We start from the raw sequence: 22,751 nt of genomic DNA, 5'->3' as shown, positions 1-22,751 counted from the left end.
GGATGTGGCCAATCTAGCCAGTTAACTTCGCCGATTTCCTGACGACCCTCACTTAGTGCTTACCAACTCCTAGTTGCCGTTCGGGCCACTTACCAACGTTCCTTACGGGCGCGTTTACCCCGGTCATCTGCTCACCGACTGCGCCAACCCTTAGTATGTATACCTCCAGCGAATTGAATGCTAAGCTCCTTGCAGAGCTGCGCGGCCTTGCCAGTCAGTTTGGCATTGAAGACGCCGCCAAACACACTAAAAAAGAATTAGTTACGAAAATTTTGGATACCCAAACCCAACCCCCGGCGGCTACACCTACCGATGCTTCCGCCGCGCCAGCGCCAAAGCGCTCCACTACCCGTAGCCGTAAAACTCAGCCCGACGCCGGTACACCCACCGAAGCCCTGCCTGCCGTTGAAGCCGATCCGCAGGCTCCCGTGGCGGTGACTCCGCCAGCCGATTCGGCCGAGGCTACCCCCGCCCGCCCAACCCGCCAGCGTGCTAAACGCACCGCCGACGTACCTGCCGAGGCGACTCAGGCTGTTGTTGCCCCCGAACCCGTAGCCCCCGTAACAGCAACAGAAGCGGCTCCAGCTGCTGGCAACGTACCCACCGACAACGTACCTGCACCGGCTACCAGTGAAGCCCCTGCCGACCCAACAACGGCCCCGGCAGGTGACGAACCGGCCGGACAACGGCGCGAACCCCGGCAACGCCTCGATGCGCCCCGCCCGGCCGATACCCGGCAACAACGCAACGGCGATACTCGGTTTAACGAAAATCGCCCCAACCGCAACAACGACCAGAACCGCAACAACGACCGGTTTCGTGATGCCAATCGCGATACCCCACGCGATGCGGGCAACGGTATGAATCGGCAACCGCGACCCGACAACCGGAGCGGTAACGATATGAACCGGTATTCGGGAAATAGCCGCGATAACAGCGGCTACAACCGGCCCGATAACGGCGGCCGTGGCAACGACATGGGTCGTAGTGATCGCCCGCAAAATCCGTCGCAGAACCCATCGAACCGCCCGGATCGCTTTAATAACCAGCCGCCGCTGTCGCGCAACGGGCAGGGCAACGACGCCAATCGGTCGGATCAGAACCGTAACCTGACCCGTCGGGAATTGCGCGAAAACTACCGGAGCGACGCCAACCGCCAGGACCCGAACCGGCAACAGGGCGGTGGTCAACCGACCAACCCAACCAACCAGCCATTTCAGAATCGCCGTCAGGTACGTGACGAAACGGCGTTTAATTACCAGGGCGAACCCGAGGAGGAGTTCCTGACGCCAACCGTGGTGTCGGACCAGACGCCCGGTCTGACCAACGTACCCCCGGCGCCAACGGATGAGGCAATGCCGGCCGTCGAAACCGATCCGCAGGCACCCGAAACCACCGACGATGGGCAGGGTGAGGGCCGTCAGCAGGCCGCGCAACCCAGCCGCGAGCAAACCGAGTACGCCGCCCGGATTCGTCGTCAGTACAATCAGTACGTTCGCGAGTTTGACGGCATCATCGAAAACGAGGGCGTACTGGAAATCATGCCCGACGGGAGCTACGGCTTCATGCGTTCGGCCGATTATAACTACCTCGCCAGTCCCGACGACATTTACGTGTCTCCGTCGCAGATCAAGCTGTTTGGGCTGAAAACGGGCGATACCATCCGGGGCACCATCCGGCCACCCAAAGAAGGGGAGAAGTATTTCGCCCTGCTGAAGGTGATCACCGTCAATGGCAAAACGACCGAGGAAATCCGCGACCGGATTCCGTTTGAATACCTCACCCCGCTTTTCCCCGATGAGCAACTGAAGCTCAGCCACCGGCCCGACCAGTATTCGACCCGCGTGCTCGATCTGTTTGCGCCGATCGGGAAAGGACAACGCGGCATGATTGTGGCCCAGCCCAAAACGGGTAAAACGGTGCTGCTGAAAGAAATTGCCAACGCCATTACCAAAAACCACCCCGAGGTGTACCTGATCATTCTATTGATCGATGAACGCCCCGAGGAAGTGACCGACATGGCCCGGAGCGTGAACGCCGAAGTGATTTCGTCGACCTTCGACGAGCAGGCTGATCGCCACGTGAAAGTGTCGAGCATGGTGCTGGAAAAAGCGAAGCGGATGGTCGAATGCGGCCACGACGTAGTGATTCTGCTTGACTCGATTACGCGTCTGGCGCGGGCCTACAACACCGTAGTGCCGTCGTCGGGCAAGATTCTGTCGGGTGGTGTCGATGCCAACGCGTTGCACAAACCCAAGCGGTTCTTCGGGGCCGCCCGGAACGTGGAGAATGGTGGTTCGCTCACGATTATCGCCACGGCCCTGATCGACACCGGCTCGAAAATGGACGAGGTGATTTTTGAAGAATTTAAGGGTACCGGCAATATGGAATTGCAACTCGATCGCAAGCTTGCCAATAAGCGGGTGTACCCATCCATCGACGTGATGACATCAGGTACGCGGAAAGAGGACCTGCTGCTCGACCGCGAAACGCTGCAACGTGTCTGGATTCTCCGCAAGCACCTGGCCGACATGAATCCGCTGGAGAGTATGGACTTCTTGCTCGACCGAATGCGTGGCACCCGCAACAACGAAGAATTCCTGATCTCGATGAACCGCTAGGTACGTCGGTCAGTCTGTTTTTCAAAAGCCCAGCCATACGTGGTTGGGCTTTTTTTATTGGGCTGCTCTGTACAATAATCGAGGCACCGGTAAGGGGTTGACTGTCAGTTTACTTTTCGTGTTGAGTGAGACTGATTGGCCACTAATGTAGTACGTCAAGTTGATCTATATAAACAGTAGGGTATTTGCTGGGTTCTACCCTTGAATTCGACAATCAACGTCTATGAAAAAGTTTGTTACCAGCCTGGCCGCGCGATTCAGCCCGTCGCCATCAGCCCGCTTTTTGCCTTTTGGAATCGTATTGGTCGCCCTGCTGACCGGGCTACTGAGCAGTTGCGACGACCACCGCGCTCCCCTGCCCGGACAAAGTATCCAATCAAACAGCCCTAAACCCGATTGGGGGCCGACTATCACACCGCAGATGCTGGCGGTCATTGAAGAGCTGGGTCGGCTGTCCCCGACGCCGCTCGAGTCGCTGACGCCACAGCAGGCCCGGCAGCAACCGTCGTTCAAAGACGCCGTCAATTCCCTGCTCGATAAAAACAATATTCCGCGCCCAACGGCCAACGTGACCATCAGCGAGCGCACGATTACGGGGGCTGATGGTGTGCCTATCCGGGCGGTTATTTACACCCCGCGTAACGTAACCGGACCGCTGCCGGTGATCGTGTATTACCACGGCGGGGGTTGGGTAATTGCCAATCCGGAAGTATACGAGTATTCAACGCTGGCTCTGGCCGAGGAAGTAGGTGCCGTTGTGGTATCGGTCGATTACCGGCTGGCTCCCGAAAACAAATTCCCGACGGCGCACCGCGATGCATTTGCGGCGTATAAGTGGGTGAAGAACAACGCTGCTGCCATCAACGGTAATCCCGATAAGGTGGCCGTGGCGGGCGAAAGCGCCGGGGGAAATATGGCCATTACGGTCAGCATGATGGCTCGTGATTCAGGGGTGGCTCGCCCGCTGCATATCCTGTCGGTGTTCCCGGTGGCCAACAACGATCTGTTCACCGAGTCGTATAACAAATATGCCAACGCCAAGCCGCTCAACCGGCCGCTGGTTCAGTACTTCACGACCAACTATTTCAATTTACCGACCGACGGTGATAGTCCGCTGATTTCGCTGGTGGATGTTGCCAACCTGCAAGGGCTGCCCCCCACGACGATCATTGGGGCCGAAATCGACCCGCTCCAGACGGAAGGGATGCTACTGCGCGACAGGCTACAGGCTCAGGGCGTACCGGTTACGTACCAGCTTTATACCGGCGTCACGCACGAATTCTTTGGTATGTATGCTATCGTCCCCGAAGCCCAGCAAGCGCAGGCTCTGGCCGCGACCCAGCTTCGCAACGCATTCCGTTAACGTAGGACGGTGTTTAGTTGGAGACGCAAGTGGTGGTCCGCCGCTGCGGTTGCGTCTCTACAGGTAACGTACCCAACGAAAAAGCCCGGCCAATATGACCGGGCTTTTTCGTTGGGTACGTTACTATTAAAACAGATTGGGGTAATCGGTGATGATGCCATCGACGCCTAGTTGCACCAAACTGTCGATCTCGGCTTTGGTGTTGACGGTCCACGGAATGATGGTCATGCCTTGCTGATGGCAGGTTTTTACCGTTTCGGCGGTGACCCCTTTGTAATACGGGCTGTACACCTGCGGTTTGAAACCCAGCACCGCCAGGTTTTCGTCGACCGATTTGGCGTTGCCCGTGAGGTAGGCGAGCCGGACGGTCGGGTACTGCTGATGAATCAGCTGCAGCGGCCGGGCATCGAACGACTGAATGTTGAACCGGCGACCTAACTGCTTTTGCTCGCAGATTTCCATCACCATCGGCACGAACTCGGCCGGCGTCGGGTGATACACGTTGTCGGTGGCCGGGCTCGATTTGATCTCGATGTTGTAGTTGGGCAGTGGCAACCCTTTCTGGCGGGCATAGGCCTCAACCGAGTCGATCAGTTCGCCGAGCAACGGTTTGTAGGCCGCCATTTTCTGCTGTTGAGCAAACTGCGGATGCGGTTTACGCCCTACGTCGTATGACTTAATCTGATCGTAGGTGAGCTGGTACAGGTTGATCTGCTTCTGCTCGTCGGCCGTTACGGGTGTGCCATCGGGTTTTAGCGTGATATCGGCGGCCATGTACGGGTCATGCGAGACCACCACCTGTTTGTCTTTAGAACTGACCACATCCAGCTCCAGCGTCTGTACGCCCAAGTCGAGCGCCTTTTTCATGGCCGGAATGGTGTTTTCGGGCATCAGACCCCGCGTGCCCCGGTGCCCCTGCCGATCGAGTTTGGTTTGCGCCAGCAGTGGCTGTGTACCCAGCAGCAACAGGCTTATGACGAGTGTTTTCATACGTTTTTTTGTTGGTATTTATAGTCATTAATGGTCATTTGCTGCGGCGTCATTGGTGGTCATTAGTTGAAGGCAATAAATGACAACTAATGACGCCGCAGGCAAATGACCAATAATAACGCGAAGCAACTAACTTAAAAACTATACCGTAGGCCAATCTGCACCTGGAATGGGTCGCCCGATGGTGTTACGGCACCGGTGTTGTTTACCCGGTAGTTGAAGCTGCGGGTAGCCTGGCTGAAACCCGGAACGGCGGCGGCTCCGTTGGCAGCCGGGATACCCAGCGCATACAGGGCCTGCGAACCCAGCGACCGGTTAACGCCCCAGTTGCGGTTCAGGAAGTTGGCGAAGTTGAAGATGTCGCCCGATACTTCGATGGCGCGGGTGCGACCCAACCGGAACCGCTTCAGCAGCCGGATATCGAATACACCGTAGAAATCATTGATACCGCCATTCCGCTCAGCAATGCGGCCCGAATAGGCATTGATGTAATTTTTCAGGCTGGGGCTGGCGTCGGGGTTGTCGAGCAGTGACTGGAGACCCGCTTTGATGTTGGCCGGTACGTTCTCGCCGTTCCGGTCGAAAACGAAAGCCAGGTCGTTGGTCGCCACAAAGTCGGCGTTGGTATTGGCCCCCGACAGTAGCGAATAGCGCGTGCCACCGATGCCCGAATAACGTACCCCCAGCGTAATGCCCAATACCGACGGCAACGTACCGTAGAATACGACCTTGCTCCGGAAGTGATTGTCGGAATACGTCATCTGGCTCAGGTTGCGCGGGTCATCTACTACGGGCAGCGACAACGTGGCCGTGTTGGCTACGTTCCCGTTATACGAAACATTGTCGCGGGTGTCGTTCCAGGTGTAGCTGGCCGTAATCTCCCCGTCGCGGAAGTATTGCCAGGTAGCATCGGCCACCACAGCAAACTGATTCACGCGGCCTTCGCTGTTCAGCTCCAGCACCCGGCCCAACCGATTGCTGATACGGCCCTGCTGCCAGTCGCCAACGCCGCTGGTCGGCATTGACGCCAGTGGTACGTATACGCCCCGGTTGGCTTCGTTGGGTAAGCGGAAGAACGGATCGGCCACCATATTCCGGTCTACGTACATATAGTTGTTGCGTCCCAGCGACATATATCCCGCGATGCCCACCTTAAGCTTCTCCGTCAGGAAGCGTGTGTACGACAGGTTGGCTTTATACAGCACCGGCACTTTGGCATCCGGCCAGGTCATGTTGATGGTCGGTACCTGAAACGCGGCCAGTGTCGGGATGTTGGCGTAGTTGCTCCGGTAAGCCGCAAAGTCAGGCGTGGGTACGTTCGGCGCCCGCACATCGACGGTGGCGTAGTGCTTGCCATCGAAGGTCAGGTTGTTGATCAGCATGTAATTGTTGATGTCCGACGCGAACACCCCTGCCCCAAAGCGGACGAAATCGCGGTGCTGCCCGTTGACGTCCCAGTTGATTTGCAGGCGCGGCTGAGCAATAAACGACTTGATGGGATTGTCGGTGCGCAGGCCCAGGTCGTCGAATACCACCTGGTTAAACTGCGCTTTTGGGTAGTGGGCGTAATCGAGGCGCAGGCCGGCGGTTAGTTCCAGGCCCGTAGCCAACTGAGTCGTCAACTGCCCGTAGAGACCCGCGTTGATCGTACTACCCACCACAGTGGGGTCGGCCACCAGCGGCACTTCGCGGTAGTAGCGGTATGGTTGCAGGTTGTTGAAGTTGTCGAGGGCCGATACCGTCGGGTTGGTCGTCGCGTTGTAATGGAACCGACCGTTTACTTCGCTGCCATACAGCGACTTGGCGTGGGTGTACATCAGGTCGAGCCCAAACGTATATTGCACCTTGTCGGTGTTGTAGTAGAAGTTATCGACCAGCTGGAGCACGTTGTTGGTGAAGCCTTCCTGCGCAAAGCGGTGGCCGCCCGTCTGGATGTTCGTCGAGAGGGTGCGCCCGTCAACCGTCGAGGTCACGTTCTCCACGATGTTGCGGGGAATGTTGGCTTCCGGAAGTTGATCGCCAGGGCTGCTTTTCTGGTAGGTAAACAGGTGTTGCAGCTTCAACTCGTTGGTAATCTGCGGTGTAATCGTGGTGCGCAGGGTGGCCAGCAGGCTGTTATCCACGTTGTAATCGTTGCCGTACGATTCGTAGAGATTGATCGCGGTGTTATCGGCCAAGCCCTGCTTGTTGCGGTCGTTGGTGTAGTTGTCGCGGATGGTCAGCAGGTTATTGCGGTTGATCTGCCAATCGAGCCGTAGAAAACCCGCGTCAGTTCCGCGGTTCCGGGGAAACGTACCGTACTGTTGTGAATTGGCCACGCCGTATTTGTTACGGGCAATGTCCACAAAGCGGTCGAGTGTGGTGCGGGTAACGTTGAAGCGGCTCTCATCAAGCGGCGTCTGTACGTCGGCGATAATCAGCGGGCGCGAATCCTGCTGATGATCCCAGACCATATAGTAATGCAGCTTGTCTTTGATAATGGGGCCACCCAGCGAGAAACCAAACTGATTGGTCGAGAACGGGACGTTCCGCAGGTTACCCCGGATGTCGTATTTGCTCGACAGCCAGTTGGCGCGAGTGTAGTTGAACACACTACCCGACAGCTGATTGGTACCCGCCTTGGTCACGGCACTCACGATACCGCCCCCGGCCCGGCCATACACCACGTCATACTGGTTGGTAATCACCTTGAACTCCCGCACGGCTTCGATGGAGATCGAGTAGGGCGCCCCGCTGCGGCTGGTGGTCGAGCCGGCCGAGGTGGGGTTTTTGGCGGTCATACCGTCGATGGTGAAGTTAGTCGATGAGCCCAGCTGCCCCGAGAGCGTGCCGTTGCTGGCGCTGAGCGGCGAGAGGTTCACCAACTGCGTAAAATTCCGGCCGTTGACGGGCAACGTCACCAGCGTTTTGGCGTTGATGGCCGTGGCCGCGCCCAGGTTGTCGGTTTTGTTTTTCAGGCCCGAGGCCACCACCTGCACCACCTGCAGCTCCTGGCCGGTTTCCTGCATCGTCAGGCTGATTCGAATGGCGTCGCCCTGGTTCACCGTATACCCCGAACGTACCTGATCGCCGTAGCCGACGAATGATACCTTAACGGTATAAGGCCCGCCCAGGGGTAGTTCTTTGAAGAAGTATTCGCCTTGTATGTTGGTGACGGTTCCGGTCGTGAAACCCGTCGATTCGTTACGTACCTGCACGGTTGCACCCGGCAGTGGTTTGTTCTGATTGTCGTTGATGACGCCCGAAATCGAGGCTTGCGTGGTCTGGGCAATAGCGCTGTTGGCAAACAGCCCGATGATTATCACCCAAATGAGACTAAAAAGAAGACGTTTGTTCATACTGCAGGTTGTGAAATTTCCTGCTGCAAAGAGAGTCTCCCTGTGTTATCCCCTTGTTACCGAAGTGTTAGCAAACTATAACTATTGCGAAGTGAATTTTATCAAATCGCAATGGATGATCCCCGTTTTGGTAAAACAAGGATAAAGCCCCACCTTGCATTCGCCGGTCGATCAGGCGTTGGCTGGTTTGAACCGGTACAGGTAGGGCGCTTTATGGGGCGTGCCCGCCCGCCGCTCCGAGAGGCGCTCCAACGTACCTGAGGCCATCAGTTTTTTGTAAAAATTGCGCGCATCCAGCGGCTGCCCCAGAATGGTTTCGTGCAGGCGCTGCAACTCGGGAATCGTAAAGGCCGGTGGCAGCAGATGACTGATCGGCTGATCGGCAAACTGCCTGCGCAGCGACGACAGCGCTACCGCTACGATGTGGTTATGGTCGAAGAGCAGCGCCGGGATGTCGTCGACGTTCCACCAGCAGCATTCCTCCGTCAGAAAATCGGGTGTGGGCACCACCTTCGAGTACTCAACGAGCGCGTAATACCCGATCGAGATAGTCCGCTCCGACCAGTTGACCTGTTGGATGGGCAGTTTGGTGCGCGCCCAGGTATCAACCTGATCGTAGCGCTCGGCTTCACCAAAAACGTGGAATTGTTGTAGGTACAGCTCGTCGAGGCCCGTTCGCTCGCGCACTACCCGCTGCGCCGCTACATCGACCGACTCCGTTTTGCGGATAAATCCCCCCGGCAGACTCCACTCGGTAGTGCCTTTCCAACGCAGCAACAGTACCTTCAACTGATTCTCGTGAAAGCCGAAAATGACCCCGTCGATAGAGAGGTAGTGGATGCACTGCTCCGAAACGTCCTGGTAATACTGAATAGCCGGATGGTTATACGCATTCATAAAATTTTACAACAAGTAATGGCGAATTGGTAGGACAATTAAGCGCTTTACGTACTTTTGACGTAAAGCTAATTAATCCTGACTGTGTACGCTGTTTGTGTCCTAAACCTACGCGCTCCTGGCGCCTTGATCGTGCTTTGTCGTCAAAAATTAGTTCAACCGCCGCTTTAATGGTCTCGTTATGCTGACTGCCTAAGCCAGCTGGCATTGGCTGGATAGTAAACGTCCTGTTCTTTCTATAACGTACTACCGACAGGGATACGGGCTCCTGATTTCGTTATGCAAAAAATACTAGTCGCTACGCTCTGTCTGCTAGCACTACCGGTTTGGGGCATTTGCGCCAGTGTCGATTCGCTCGACGTACCCAGCCGAGTCATGAACAAAAACATGCGGGCGGTGGTCGTGTTACCCGATTCGTATCGGTCGGCCACTGCCGCCAAAAACAAGACAACGTACCCAGTGCTGTATCTGCTGCATGGCGGCTTCGGGCATTACAACGACTGGATCACCAAAACACCGGACAAAACCCTGATTCAGCGGCTGGCCGATCAGTATAACCTCATCATTGCCATGCCCGAGGGTGAGGCGTTTAGCTATTATCTGGATAGTCCGGTCGTGCCGGGAAGCCAGTTTGAGACGTACCTGACTCAGGAAGTGATCGACAAAATTGACAAGACCTATCGCACTGTAAAAGACAAGCGGGGCCGGGTCATTACGGGCCTTAGTATGGGAGGTTACGGAGCACTATATCTAGCAACCCGCCATCCCGACCTCTACTGCGCGGCTGGCAGCATGAGTGGTGCGCTCAATCCCGATATGAACGCGTGGAAGCTGCCACCCGATGCCACTAAAAACATCAAGACTGCATTTGAGTCGATTTTGGGATCCTATGATCAATCGCCCGACGGTTGGGCCGCTTATTCAGTGATTGCGCTGGCGGATAGGATGAAAGCCAACGGACTGAAATTGGTAATTGATTGTGGTGTCGATGACTTTCTAATCGAGCCGAACCGCGAGCTACACCGTCGACTTGTGTTTAACCAGACATCACACGATTACAGCGAGCGACCGGGCGGGCATAGCTGGGACTATTGGCAAAATTCGCTGCCCTATCATGTCGTGTTTTTTACCAACGTGCTGAAAGCCAACGGCACATTGCCCCAATAACCCATGCGTCGTCTTATCGCTTCTTACCTACTCTGTGCCCTTGGCATACTGGCTGCCCGACCAACGTGGGCGGCTAAAGTCGATACCATCGACGTACCCAGCGCCCGGATGAGCCGCACGTTGCAGGCCGCCGTGGTGCTGCCAGAGTCATATGTGAACGCCAAAAAACGGGATCAACGCCCGTTTCCGGTGCTGTATCTGCTGCATGGTGGCACGGGCAGTTTCCGCGACTGGCTTACCAAAACGCCCGACAAAACGCTGCTGCACCGCCTGGCCGACCAGTATAACCTGATCATTGTGACGCCCGACGGCGACCCCACCAGCTATTACTTCGATAGCCCGCTGGTGCCGACGAGCCAGTTTGAGACGTTTATTTCGAAGGAATTAATCGAGAAAATCGACAATACGTACCGGACCATCCACGAGAAGAAAGGGCGGGTCATTGCGGGCCTGAGCATGGGCGGGCACGGGGCGCTGTTTATTTCGAGCCGCCACCCTGAACTTTATGCGGCGGCGGGCAGCATGAGCGGCGTGATGAACATCAACACAGTCACCTGGAAAGTGCCTGCTGACTTCGCCAAATCGCGCGCCGAAAACTTTGCCAAGCTATTGGGGCCACCCGCCCCCGGCGATGCACCCTATCCCGGCTATACGATGGTGACGCTTGCCGACAAGCTCAAAGCCAATGGCCTGCCGCTCATCCTCGACATTGGCGTCGACGATTTTCTCATCAACGGTAATCGCGACCTGCATCAGCAGTTGATGGCCAACCAAACGCCCCACGACTACACCGAACGGCCTGGCGCCCACACCTGGGAGTACTGGGGAAATGCATTGCCCTACCAAGTGCTCTTCTTTAGTAAAATATTGACTATCAAGTGACTATAAGCATCCAGTTTCCTGACCAATTTCTAGTAATCGAATGAAAACGCAATCCTTTCTAGTCGCGCTGGCGGCGCTTACGCTTCCTCTGCTGGCGGTGGGCCAGACCAAAAAAGAAACAGCCGCGCCCGTAATGGCCGGCAAAGACATCGCCGTTGTTCCGACCGAATCGGGAAAAGTGCGTGGGTACGTGCACAACGGTATCTATACCTTCAAGGGCATTCCCTACGCCAAAGCCGAACGCTTCATGGCTCCCACCAAACCCGATGCCTGGACGGGGGTACGGTCGTCGATGACCTACGGACCGGTGTGCCCCATTGACCCCACAACCTCCGTTTATGATGAAATCGAATTTCCGTTTCACCACGATTGGGGGTACATGAACGAGAATTGCCTGAGCCTGAATGTGTGGTCGCCTCAGGCCACGGCGGCTCAGAAACGCCCGGCGGGAGGCCGCCCCGTTCTGGTGTGGCTGCACGGTGGTGGATTCTCGGCGGGTTCGTCGGTGGAGTTGCCTTCCTACGACGGCGAGAACATGACCCGCAAAGGCGACGTGGTCGTCGTGACGGTCAACCACCGGCTTAATCTGCTCGGTTTTCTGGACCTGTCGGCCTACGGTGAGAAGTATAAAAACTCGGCCAACGCCGGTTTGCTCGATCTGGTGTCGGCCCTGCAATGGGTCAAAGCCAACATCAATCAATTTGGCGGCGACCCCAACAACGTGACCATCTTCGGCCAGTCGGGTGGGGGCGGCAAAGTGACCAGCCTGATGAACGCGCCCTCGGCCAAAGGGCTGTTTCACAAAGCCATCGTGCAGAGTGGCAGCTACGTGAGCAGCTTCACCGAAAAAGAACTGTCGCAAAAAGTCGGTGCTGCCATGCTGGCTGAGTTGAACCTGCAACCTAATCAGGTCGATTCGCTGCAAAAATTCTCGTACGAACGCCTGAGCGCTGCCAGCAAACGGGCGCTTCGGAAAGTGAATGAGTCATTGAAAGCCGAAAACCGCCCGTCTTTTGGCGTAGGCTGGGGACCCACCCTCGACGGGAGCTTTCTGCCGTATCAGCCGGCTGAACCGGCCGCGATGGAGCTGGCCAAAAACGTGCCGTTGCTGGTGGGTTCGACCAAAACAGAATTTGGCCCCTTCAATCCCACGAACCGCGTAGCCGATATGGACGCGGCCAAAGCCAACCTGCAAAAACGCTTCGGCGACAAAACCGATGCCTACCTGACGGCGGCTAAAAAGGCGTATCCTGAGGCCACCCAACCATCCGACTATGTTAACATCGACATCAACTTCCGGGCGGGCGCTGTGCGGCAGGCCAACCAGAAAGCGGTAGCCGGTGCGGCTCCGGTGTACATGTATCTGTTTACCTGGAATTCACCCGTGAACGATGGCATCTACAAGTCGATGCACTGCATGGAACTGCCGTTTGTGTTTGACAATGTCAGCCGCTGCGAAGAAATGACGGGCGGTGGTAAAGACGCCCACACCCTGGCCGACAAAATGAGCCGCGCCTGGATCGCCTTTGCCCGCACGGGCAACCCCAACCACAAAGGCTTACCCAACTGGCCCGCCTACAGCGCCGAAACCGGAGCGACCATGCTGTTCGACAACACCAGCCAGATCAAAAATCATCCCGACAAAGAACTGCTCGAAGTCGCCACCGGCAAGTCGATGTAGTTCCACGCTTCATCCCGACTACCTATGAAAGTCACCTTCATTTTCCTGATTGCGTTACTCTCCTCGTTCACAAAATGCGTGTCGCCCGGTGCTGATAGCCCGTCCGTCAACACCGCCGACCGCTTTACCAAAGTGAGTGACGTGGTTTGGGCGTCGCCGAAAGGTTTCGACCTGACGATGGATATTTATACGCCCAACACGGGCAAGGCGAGTTACCCGGTGGTGGTTATTTTCCACGGCGGCGGCTGGCTCATCAATACCAAAAGCATCATGAACGAGATGGCAACGTACCTGGCCAACAAGTCGGAATACTTGGTCTGTAACGTCAACTATCGACTCCTGGGCGATCAGGGGAATACCGTGAAGATGAACGAGATCGTCGAGGATGCGTTTGGGGCGGTGCTGTGGGTGAAGGACAACATCACGAAGTACAAAGGCGACGCGGGCAAAATCACGGTTACGGGCGACAGCGCAGGCGGGCATCTGGCCACGATGGTGGTGGTGCAGGGGCAAAACCTGGAGTCTGACGGCTTTGCCGGAAACACGCTCGGGTTCAAGCCAACGTACCTGCCCGCTGGTAAAACGGCCGAACAGGTGGCTGCCAGCAACGGGCTGGCGGTGCAGGCGGCGTTGATTAGCTACGGCGCCTTCGATCTCTATGCCAGCGCACTGGGCGGTTTCGAGAAGGAGAGTAACATCTTCTGGGGCATGGGTAAAGCCAAAGCGCGGGGTATTTTCGGCGAGGGTATCACGCCCAACAGCAACCCGGCGCCCTACAAGCAGGTGTCGCCGCTTTATGTGGTGCCCAAAGCGAGCGAGCGTAAACTACCCCCCATGTTCTTTTCGGTTGGCTCAAAAGACGACCTGACCATGCCCCAATCGATCGAAGCGTTTATTGGCAAATTGAAAGAAGCCGGGCATACCAACCTCGACTATTGGGTGTATGAAGGTCGGCCGCACGCCTTTCTGGACTCAGGCTCCAACCCCTATTTAGGAACGAGCTTCGAGAAAGACGCCCCCGTTGCCCTCGACAAGATGATCGCCTTTCTGAACAAGGTTTTTTACTGAACCAGTTATGCTCTCGTTCTTCGGGTTTGCCACCATTGCCCTGTTTTTGCTGCTCATCATTACCAAACGGCTATCAGTGCTAACGGCGCTGGTGCTGGTGCCGCTGGTGATGGGGTTGCTGGCGGGTTTTAGCCCGAACGAGTTGGGCGAGATGATGCTGGCCGGGATCAAGCAGGTAGCGCCAACGGGCATTCTGTTGATGTTTGCCGTGCTTTATTTTGCCACCATGCTCGATGCGGGCCTGTTCGATCCCATCATTGCCGGCATCATCCGCTACGCCAAAGGCGACCCCCTGAAGGTGATCGTGGGCACTGCACTGCTGACGATGATCGTGCATCTCGACGGCGACGGTACGGCCACGTTCATGATCGTGATGTCGGCGTTTCTGCCTATCTACCGGCAGCTGAACATCAATAAGCTCATCTTGCCGGGCGTCGTCGCGCTGAGCGTGGGACCGCTCCACTTGGTGCCCTGGTCAGGTACGTCGGCACGGGCGATTTCGACGCTCAAAGCAGACGCCACGCAGTTGTTCAATCCGAATATCCCGGCCATTCTGGCGGGTGTCGTCTGGGTGCTGGCCGTTGCCTACTGGTTTGGCCTGAAGGAGCGCAAACGGCTGGGCGTGACCGACCTGACGTATAGTCACCACGAGAACCTGACCGATACCCAGCGGGCGTTACGCCGCCCGAACCTCTTCTGGGTCAATGCCATCCTGACCATCGGCCTGATCGTTACCTTGATGAAAGGGTGGGTACCTACACCCGCCCTGTTTGTCGTCGCCGCCACCATAGCCCTGCTGCTCAACTACCCCAAATTGCCCGACCAACAGCAGGTGTTACGCAGCCATGGTACCAACATTTTCATGGTGTCGAGTATGATTTTTGCCGCAGGTGTCTTCTCGGGAATCCTCACGGGTTCTAAAATGATCGATGCCATGGCTACGTCGCTGGTATCACTCATCCCGGAGCAACATGCCACCTGGTTACCGACACTCACCGCCGTTACCAGTCTGCCCGCCAGTCTGTTGTTCACCCCCGACGCCTATTATTTCGGGGTGGTGCCCATTCTAAGCACTACCGCCGTACAGTTTGGTATCGACCCGCTCGAAATTGGCCGGGCGGCCCTGTTGGGCCAAATGACCGTGGGTTTTCCCCTGAGTCCACTGACGGCGTCGACGTTTCTGCTGGTAGGTCTGGCCGAAGTTGACTTGGGTGATCATCAGAAATTCACCCTGAAATGGGCCTTTGGGACAACGCTGGTGATGACACTGGTCGCGCTCTTAACGGGGTCCATCCATTTATGAAAACAACGGTTCGCATCGGCTGTGGGGCCGGTTTCTCCGGCGACCGGCTCGACCCGGCGGTAACGCTCGTCGAACGGGGGCAATTGGATTATCTGGTGCTCGAATGCCTGGCCGAACGGACCATTGCGCTCGCCCAGAAACGCAAACGGCAGAACCCGGCGCTGGGCTACGATCCGCTGCTGGAACGACGTATCGAAAGCCTGCTACCCGCGTTGCTCGACAATGGGGTGAGGCTGATCACCAATATGGGCGCAGCCAACCCGCTGGCGGCCGGCGAAACCGTGTGCGAGATCGCCCGGCGGCTGAATCGCTCCCTGACGGTAGCTGTCGTAACGGGCGACGATGTGCTGCATCAGCTGACGGGCGATGAGCCGGGCCTGGAAACGGGTCAGCCGCTTCGTCAATCAGGTACGTTGCTGTCGGCGAATGCCTACCTGGGTGCCGACGCGATCCTGCCCGCACTGGCCACCGGCGCCCACGTCATTATTACGGGGCGCGTGGCTGATCCTTCGCTGTTTGTGGCACCGCTGGCCCACGAGTTCGGCTGGTCGCTGGACGATACCGACCGGATCGGGCAGGGCACGGTCGTGGGGCATTTGCTGGAATGTGCGGGACAACTTACCGGCGGGTACTTTGCCGATCCGGGCCGCAAAGACGTACCGGATATGGTGCAGCTGGGGCACCCGTTCGCAGATGTGTCGGCGGATGGCACAGCGGTTTTCGGTAAGGTAGCCGGCACGGGCGGGCTGCTGAACACCGCTACCGCCAGCGAGCAACTGCTCTATGAGGTAATGGACCCCAGCCACTATCTTACCCCCGACGTGGTCGCCGATTTCACCCAGGTCCGGCTCGAGCAGGTAGGCCCCAATCAGGTACGTGCTGCCGGTGGGCGGGGCAGGGTAAGGCCCGACACGCTGAAGGTCAGTGTGGGCTACGACGCCGAGTACGTTGGTGAAGGCGAATTGGCCTATGCAGGTGCCAATGCGCTGGCCCGCGCCAAACTGGCCGGGGCTATTCTCCAGGAACGGTTGCTGAGGCAGTTTCCCGACCTGCGGGTTGACTATATAGGGAGCACATCGGTCCATCGCACGAACTTCGGGTACGTACCTGAACCCTACGAAATTCGCCTGCGAGTGGCCGGGCGTGCCAGTACGGCCAGCGAAGCGGCGCTGATCGGGGAGGAGGTTGAAGCGCTTTATACCAACGGTCCGGCGGGGGGCGGCGGGGCGCGCAAATACCTCCACGAAGTAGTGGGGATTGTGTCCACACTGCTGCCGCGCCACCAGGTTACGCCAACAGTCACCTTGTTACAGGTATGAAAACTAAATTGCATGAACTGGCTCACAGCCGGGCGGGCGACAAAGGCAATACCCTGACCCTCTCGCTGATACCCTACCGGGCAGAAGACTACCCGACGCTGTGCGAACAGGTCACCGCTGACGCCGTAAAACGACATTTACACGTCATTGTGGCAGGTGATGTGATCCGCTACGAACTGCCGAATCTGCCCGCGCTCACGTTTGTCTGCCAGCAGGCGCTGCTGGGCGGAGTTACCACGTCGCTGGCGATGGATACTCACGGCAAAAGCCTGAGTTTTGCCTTGCTGGAAATGGAGATAGAGATCGCTGGCGCAGTCGGCAGGTAGCTGGGTACGTTCATTCAGCCCCTCGGAGTCGGGTCGCGGTATGTTTTACGGCGCGTCGGGATCAAGACGTTCGTTTTTAGCGTATTTTCGGGTACATCAACTTCCTGTTTATGCTACCTGACCGTTTGCTGAATCGCTCGATACGCGTGGTTCCGCTCGCCCTCGTCTCCTGCTTTCTCGTTGGCCACCTGGCCAGCTTCGCGCAGGATGCCCCCACGTACCAGACGCCCCCCAAAGCACTGGCCGACCTCGTCACGGTGCCGCTCACGCCCGCCGTCAGCGTGTCGGATAAGGGTAATATGCTGATTCTGGAACAAGCGTCGGCACCCGGTATTGCCGAACTGGCGCAACCTGAACTGAAACTGGCTGGTCTGCGGCTCAATCCCGCCAACAATGGCCCCAGCCGGATGCGCTACGTAACGGGTCTGAAACTGAAAAAGCTGAACGCCCAAACCGAAGTAGCCGTAACGGGCCTGCCCGCGCAGCCGCTCATCAGCTACACCCAATGGTCGCCCGACGAAACCAAGATTGCCTTTGCCAACTCGACCGATAGCCGGATTGATCTGTACGTGGTCGACGTGGCGACGGCGGCGGCAACCAAAGTGGGTTCTGTTGCACTGAACGCCACCATGGGCAGCCCGTTCCGGTGGTTGTCGGATAGCAAGAGCCTGATCGTGAAAGCGATTCCGACAGGGCGGGGGGCAGCACCCGAAGTGAGCCGTGTGCCCGCCGGACCGACCATTCAGGCCAATATTGGTGGCAAACGTGGACAGGCGCCGACGTATCAGGATTTGCTGAAGAGCGCCTCCGACGAGCGTCAGTTTACCTACTATACCACCGCGCAGGTGATGCGTGTGGCGCTCGATGGCCAGAGCACGCCCATCGGAAAACCCGGTATCATCGCCTCAGCCGATCCTTCGCCGGATGGTCAATACGTGATGATCGAAACGGTTCATACGCCGTTCTCGTACCTCGTACCTGTTTACCGTTTCCCGCTTCGCACCGACATTTACGCTACCTCAGGTACGTTGGTAAAAACCATCAACGATGGCCCCTTGCAGGAGAGCGTACCCTATAGCCCCGATGGTGCGCCAGCTGGCCCGCGCGATTTCAACTGGCGCGCTGACGCCCCCGCTTCGGTCTATTACACGGTAGCGCAGGACAACGGTGACCCGAAAGTGAAAGCTGATGTGCGGGATAAAGTCTTTCTGATGGAAGCGCCCTTCGCCAGTCAGCCCAAAGAAATTTATGCCGCGCAGTACCGTTTCGAGGGCTTTGAGTGGGGCAACGAAACGATGGCGCTGGCTACAGAACAATGGTGGCAGACGCGCAAGGCCCTTACCAAAACGGTAAACCCCAAAACGTGGCAGACGGCGGTACTCTTCGATCGGTCGTACGAAGATCGGTACAGCAACCCCGGTCAGCCCGACACCCGGCATAACCAGTATGGACGCAATGTGCTGAACCTGCTGCCCAACGGGGAGATCATGATGGTGAACGGGCAGGGTGCCTCGCCTGAAGGCGACCGGCCGTTTGTGAGCCTGCTCAACCTGAACACCAAACAAACCCGCGAACTGTGGCGGTCACAGGCTCCGTATTTCGAGCGTCCCGTTGCCGTTCTCGACGCGGCCAAGCAGGTGATCCTGACTACCCGCGAAACGCCCGACGAAAACCCGAACTACTTCGTGCGCAACCTCAAAGCGCGCATCGCGCCGGTGCAGGTGACGCAGTTTGCGCACCCATACCCGCAGTTGAAGGGTGTGCAGAAACAGCAACTCCGCTACAAACGCACCGATGGCGTTGAACTGACAGCGACGCTGTATTTGCCGGTGGGTTACAAGAAAGAACAGGGGCCGTTGCCGACGTTCCTGTGGGCGTATCCGGCCGAATTTAAAAGCAAAGATGCCGCCGGACAGGTGTCGGGTTCGCCCTACCAATTTAACCGCATCAGCTACTGGGGCGCGGCCGCGTTCGTAACGATGGGCTACGCCATTCTCGACAACGCCAGCATCCCGATTGTGGGCGAGGGCGATAAAGAACCCAACGATACCTATGTGGAGCAACTGGTGAGCAGCGCCAAAGCGGCCATCGACGAAGGCGTTCGGCTCGGCGTAGTCGACTCGACCCGCGTAGGTGTGGGCGGGCACTCATACGGCGCGTTTATGACGGCCAACCTGCTGACGTACAGCAAACTGTTCCGGGCGGGGATTGCCCGCAGTGGTGCGTACAACCGTACCCTTACGCCCTTTGGTTTCCAGAACGAGCAACGTACCTACTGGCAGGCCCCCGATGTCTATAACAAGATGTCGCCGTTTATGAATGCCGATAAGGTGAAGACGCCTATTCTGCTCGTACATGGCGAGGCCGATAACAACACAGGTACGTTCCCGATTCAGTCGGAGCGGTATTACAACGCGCTGAAGAGCTACGGCGTCACGACCAAATTCGTGCTGCTGCCCTACGAAAGCCACGGCTATACGGCCAAGGAATCGCTACTGCACATGCTTTGGGAAATGAATACCTGGCTGGATACGTACGTTAAAACTCCCAAGCCCGGTGCCGTCGCCACCCAGGCCGACAAGTCGGGGAGCGGTCGGTAGTTCGTTCCTGACTGCGTAGGTCAACCAAGCCATCACCAGTTGTCTCAACACCCATTTTTGGGGAATGGAACAGCTGGTGATGGCTTATTTTTTTGCCTGGAGTTTGCGCATCGCCTCCGCGTAGCGCCGCCCCAATTCGCGGGCCGATGGGGTATCGAAATGCGTTTGGTCACCCTTGTCAGTCAGGCCGGTGGCTTCGATACAGGCTACGTGGGGTAGCCGGGTAGGCAGGTTGCGGAGTTGCGTGTTGATCTGGACGGCGGCGGGGTTTTGCGCGACGAAAAAGTCGCCCAACGTACCCACCACGACAGGTACGTTCGGGGCGGCCAATTCCTGCCGGAACCGGTTGATGAGCGTAACCAGCTTTTCGGTATAGTTAGCCACCAACTCCGGTTTGCTGTCGCTTTCGCCCTGATGCCAGAGAATACCCCGCAGGGTGCCGCTCGGCAGCGCTGCTTTTGCCCGCCGGAGCGCATCGTCGTAGGGGTAGCTTTTGGTTTGATCGTGATAGCCACCCGGCTGCCAGCTGTCGATTGCCGATCCACCCACCGCGACCGGGATCAGCCCGATAAAAGCGGTCGAGTCGCCAGCCAGCATAGCCCGCGCAAAGGCCAGACCGGGGCCAACACCGACCACCGCAGGCTTATCAAAATGAAGCGGCTCGGTGGCCACCACCCATTGATTGTTCTGATTGAGCATCAGAATGTGCGGGTTGGGTTGTTTGTCGCTGTCCGCTGGCTCACCGCGCCCGGCCATGTTCGACTGCCCGGCCAACAGGTATAGTTGAAGGTTGGCTGGCACTGCCTGAACGGAAGAACCCGATCGGGACTGCGCTACGAGTTGAACACTTCCAAGCAGAAAAGCCAGCAGTAGGAGAGGTGTTGACGACATCATCGGTATCGGTTAGGGGAAGCCGGTTCATAGCCAACGAAAAGCGGCTGGCTTCAATGGGAAGCAACAACGCGTCGTTTTTACCCATAGCACTCTTAGCTGCCAGACTGGCAACAAAAAAGCCCGACCAGATTGGCCGGGCTTTCGTAAAACAATGCAGCAGACTAGGCTGACGCAGGGGGCGTCGGTGTCGACGTAATGGGTTGCGTCTCCAGTGGTTCGGTGGCGGCGGGCTTGGCTTCGGCGCCGATTTCCTCCTTCACTTCTTCGCCGCGCTTCTTGTAGGCTTGGTAGGCTGTGTCGCGCTCGAACGGTCGGCGGCCGATCAGACGCTCCAGATCGTTCTGGTACAGGATTTCCTTTTTCAGTAATTCCTGCGCAATGATCTCCAACTGCTCGCGCTTGTCGGACAGCATGCCGGTCGTGCGCTGGTAAGCAACGTCTACAATCTTCCGAACTTCGTCGTCGATCTGACGGGCGGTTTCTTCCGAATACGGCTTGTTGAACGAGTACTCCGATTGCTTCGAATCGTAAAACGATACGTTGCCGATTTTGTCGTTCATGCCGTACATCGTCACCATGCTGTAGGCCAGCTTCGTGATCCGTTCCAGATCGCTCAGAGCGCCGGTCGATACTTTACCGAATACGATGTCTTCAGCCGCACGACCACCCAGGGCCATGCACATTTCGTCCATCAATTGTTCGGTGCGGTAGAGATACTGCTCGCGGGGCAGGTATTGGGCATACCCCAAAGCAGCTACGCCACGTGGCACAATCGTCACTTTCACGAGCGGATCGGCGTGTTCGAGGTACCAGCCCGCTACCGCGTGGCCAGCCTCGTGGTAGGCAACAATCTCTTTCTCTTCAGGTGAGATGAGCTTATTTTTCTTCTCCAGACCGCCAATTACCCGGTCCATTGCATCCTGGAAGTCGATCATATCAATCGACTCTTTGTCGCGACGGGCAGCAATCAGGGCAGCCTCGTTACAGACGTTGGCAATCTCGGCACCGGCAAAACCGGGTGTCTGAGCGGCCAAGTCTTTTGGCTCCACATCCGCCGAGAGTTTCAGTGGTTTCAGGTGCACTTTGAAGATCGCCTCCCGACCAATGATGTCGGGTTTGTCGATGCTGATCTGACGGTCGAAACGGCCGGGGCGTTGCAGCGCCGGGTCAAGTACGTCGGGGCGGTTAGTAGCGGCCAGGATAATAATACCCGAGTCGGTTGCAAAACCATCCATTTCCACCAGCAGTGAGTTCAGCGTGTTTTCGCGTTCGTCGTTGGCACCGGGCATTGATCCCCGGCCCCGCGAACGACCTACGGCGTCGATCTCATCGATGAAGATGATACAGGGTGCTTTTTCTTTAGCCTGCTTGAAGAGGTCACGTACCCGGGCGGCACCTACCCCTACGAACATCTCCACAAAATCGGAACCCGACAGCGAGAAGAACGGTACACCGGCTTCACCCGCTACGGCTTTCGCCAATAGCGTTTTACCCGTACCCGGAGGCCCAATCAACAGCGCCCCTTTCGGGATTTTAGCGCCCAGCTTGGTGAACTTCGACGGATTTTTCAGGTAATCGACAATCTCTTTGATCTCTTCCTTGGCTTCATCAAGGCCGGCCACGTCGTTGAACGTGATTTTCACCCGGTTTTCGGCGTCGAACAGCGCTGCGCGCGATTTACCAATGTTGAAGATCTGACCACCCGGACCACCCGTACCCGACATCCGGCCCAAAATGAAATACATGGCCAGGATCATGATGATAATCAGGCCGTACGTAGCCAGCGAACCCGCCCAGTCGGCACGGCTTTCGTAGCGGTCGTCGATACGTTGATCTTCGGGGACGCCCTGCTCGAGGCGCTCAAGGTCTTTCTTGAACGATTCGGCCGAGGGAACTTCAAAGGTATAGTGCGGCCCGCGTTCGTTGGCACCGAAATAAGGTTTCTCGGAGTTCAGCGCGCGGTATTCAGGCTTTTTAAGGGCCTCTTCGCGCAGCGTCACTTCGGCTATTTTGTCATTAACGATGATGACTTTTTCAACATCACGGTTCTTGACCATACGCTCAAACTGCTTGGGCGAGGTCTGCCGAACCGATGTGCTTTTACTCATGAAGGCGATACCAAGGATGGCGGAGATCAGCAGTACCACAATCCAACCCTGAAAATTCGGCTTGCGCGGAACACGGGGCAGATTTCTATTGGAGTTGTTATCAGACATTTCTACAGGTTATACGGAAGTCGGTTTGTAGGGGTAACACCGTTCAGAAAGCGAATGTTTTGCTAGCAAACGGTGAGTGGGAGCGG

Annotated in this window: 15 protein-coding genes; 10 read left to right on the top strand and 5 right to left on the bottom strand. The window is 57.2% G+C overall.

Features of this window, described 5'->3' with window-relative positions; translation table 11 throughout:
- Window positions 1–155 precede the first annotated feature (155 nt).
- Entirely contained in the window at window positions 156–2,621 is a 2,466-nt protein-coding gene (gene rho, locus ACAW74_RS02230) for a transcription termination factor Rho (RefSeq protein WP_370696558.1), read from the top strand.
- 223 nt (window positions 2,622–2,844) lie between these two features.
- Complete coding sequence (locus ACAW74_RS02225; protein WP_370696557.1) at window positions 2,845–3,984, top strand: alpha/beta hydrolase; 1,140 nt, start codon at window positions 2,845–2,847, stop codon at window positions 3,982–3,984.
- Between the two features lie 126 nt (window positions 3,985–4,110).
- On the opposite strand, the gene ACAW74_RS02220 is transcribed toward ACAW74_RS02225, so the two are convergent.
- The 3 genes from ACAW74_RS02220 to ACAW74_RS02210 all read right to left on the bottom strand — a co-directional run bounded on the left by ACAW74_RS02220 (window position 4,111) and on the right by ACAW74_RS02210 (window position 9,209).
- Window positions 4,111–4,974 carry a glycerophosphodiester phosphodiesterase family protein gene (locus tag ACAW74_RS02220; protein ID WP_370696556.1) on the bottom strand — a complete coding sequence of 288 codons (864 nt, stop codon included), beginning with the start codon at window positions 4,972–4,974 and terminating at the stop codon, window positions 4,111–4,113.
- A 134-nt stretch (window positions 4,975–5,108) separates the two neighbouring features.
- Window positions 5,109–8,312, bottom strand: a complete 3,204-nt coding sequence (locus ACAW74_RS02215) for a TonB-dependent receptor (protein WP_370696555.1) — start codon at window positions 8,310–8,312, stop codon at window positions 5,109–5,111.
- Between the two features lie 171 nt (window positions 8,313–8,483).
- Window positions 8,484–9,209, bottom strand: coding sequence for an NUDIX hydrolase (locus tag ACAW74_RS02210; protein WP_370696554.1), 726 nt, complete (start codon window positions 9,207–9,209; stop codon window positions 8,484–8,486).
- 279 nt (window positions 9,210–9,488) lie between these two features.
- Between ACAW74_RS02210 and ACAW74_RS02205 the strand changes: the two genes are divergently transcribed.
- The 8 genes from ACAW74_RS02205 to ACAW74_RS02170 all read left to right on the top strand — a co-directional run bounded on the left by ACAW74_RS02205 (window position 9,489) and on the right by ACAW74_RS02170 (window position 19,555).
- Window positions 9,489–10,376, top strand: a complete 888-nt coding sequence (locus ACAW74_RS02205) for an alpha/beta hydrolase (RefSeq protein WP_370696553.1) — start codon at window positions 9,489–9,491, stop codon at window positions 10,374–10,376.
- Between the two features lie 3 nt (window positions 10,377–10,379).
- Window positions 10,380–11,258, top strand: coding sequence for an alpha/beta hydrolase (locus ACAW74_RS02200; protein WP_370696552.1), 879 nt, complete (start codon window positions 10,380–10,382; stop codon window positions 11,256–11,258).
- Window positions 11,259–11,298: 40 nt separating this feature from the next.
- Entirely contained in the window at window positions 11,299–12,939 is a 1,641-nt protein-coding gene (locus ACAW74_RS02195; protein WP_370696551.1) for a carboxylesterase/lipase family protein, read from the top strand.
- Window positions 12,940–12,963: 24 nt separating this feature from the next.
- Complete coding sequence (locus ACAW74_RS02190; RefSeq protein WP_370696550.1) at window positions 12,964–14,007, top strand: alpha/beta hydrolase; 1,044 nt, start codon at window positions 12,964–12,966, stop codon at window positions 14,005–14,007.
- Window positions 14,008–14,014: 7 nt separating this feature from the next.
- Window positions 14,015–15,310: a CitMHS family transporter gene (locus ACAW74_RS02185; RefSeq protein ID WP_370696549.1), complete on the top strand. Its 1,296-nt coding sequence runs from the start codon at window positions 14,015–14,017 to the stop codon at window positions 15,308–15,310.
- Window positions 15,307–16,629 carry an acyclic terpene utilization AtuA family protein gene (locus tag ACAW74_RS02180; protein WP_370696548.1) on the top strand — a complete coding sequence of 441 codons (1,323 nt, stop codon included), beginning with the start codon at window positions 15,307–15,309 and terminating at the stop codon, window positions 16,627–16,629. Before ACAW74_RS02185 ends, ACAW74_RS02180 begins: the two co-directional genes overlap by 4 nt.
- Window positions 16,626–16,955 carry an AtuA-related protein gene (locus tag ACAW74_RS02175; protein ID WP_370696547.1) on the top strand — a complete coding sequence of 110 codons (330 nt, stop codon included), beginning with the start codon at window positions 16,626–16,628 and terminating at the stop codon, window positions 16,953–16,955. The genes ACAW74_RS02180 and ACAW74_RS02175 overlap by 4 nt, the downstream gene beginning before the upstream one ends.
- Window positions 16,956–17,065: 110 nt before the next feature.
- Window positions 17,066–19,555, top strand: a complete 2,490-nt coding sequence (locus tag ACAW74_RS02170) for a S9 family peptidase (RefSeq protein WP_370696546.1) — start codon at window positions 17,066–17,068, stop codon at window positions 19,553–19,555.
- 84 nt (window positions 19,556–19,639) lie between these two features.
- Here the strand turns inward: ACAW74_RS02170 and ACAW74_RS02165 are convergent, their stop codons facing one another.
- On the bottom strand, window positions 19,640–20,449 hold the full coding sequence (locus ACAW74_RS02165) for a sialate O-acetylesterase (protein ID WP_370696545.1): 810 nt from the start codon (window positions 20,447–20,449) through the stop codon (window positions 19,640–19,642).
- A 161-nt stretch (window positions 20,450–20,610) separates the two neighbouring features.
- Window positions 20,611–22,665: an ATP-dependent zinc metalloprotease FtsH gene (gene ftsH / locus ACAW74_RS02160; RefSeq protein ID WP_370696544.1), complete on the bottom strand. Its 2,055-nt coding sequence runs from the start codon at window positions 22,663–22,665 to the stop codon at window positions 20,611–20,613.
- Window positions 22,666–22,751 lie beyond the last annotated feature (86 nt).

Source organism: Fibrella musci, from assembly GCF_041321105.1.
Taxonomy (GTDB): Bacteria; Bacteroidota; Bacteroidia; order Cytophagales; family Spirosomataceae; genus Fibrella; species Fibrella musci.
This window is presented reverse-complemented; position numbering and strand designations above follow the sequence as displayed.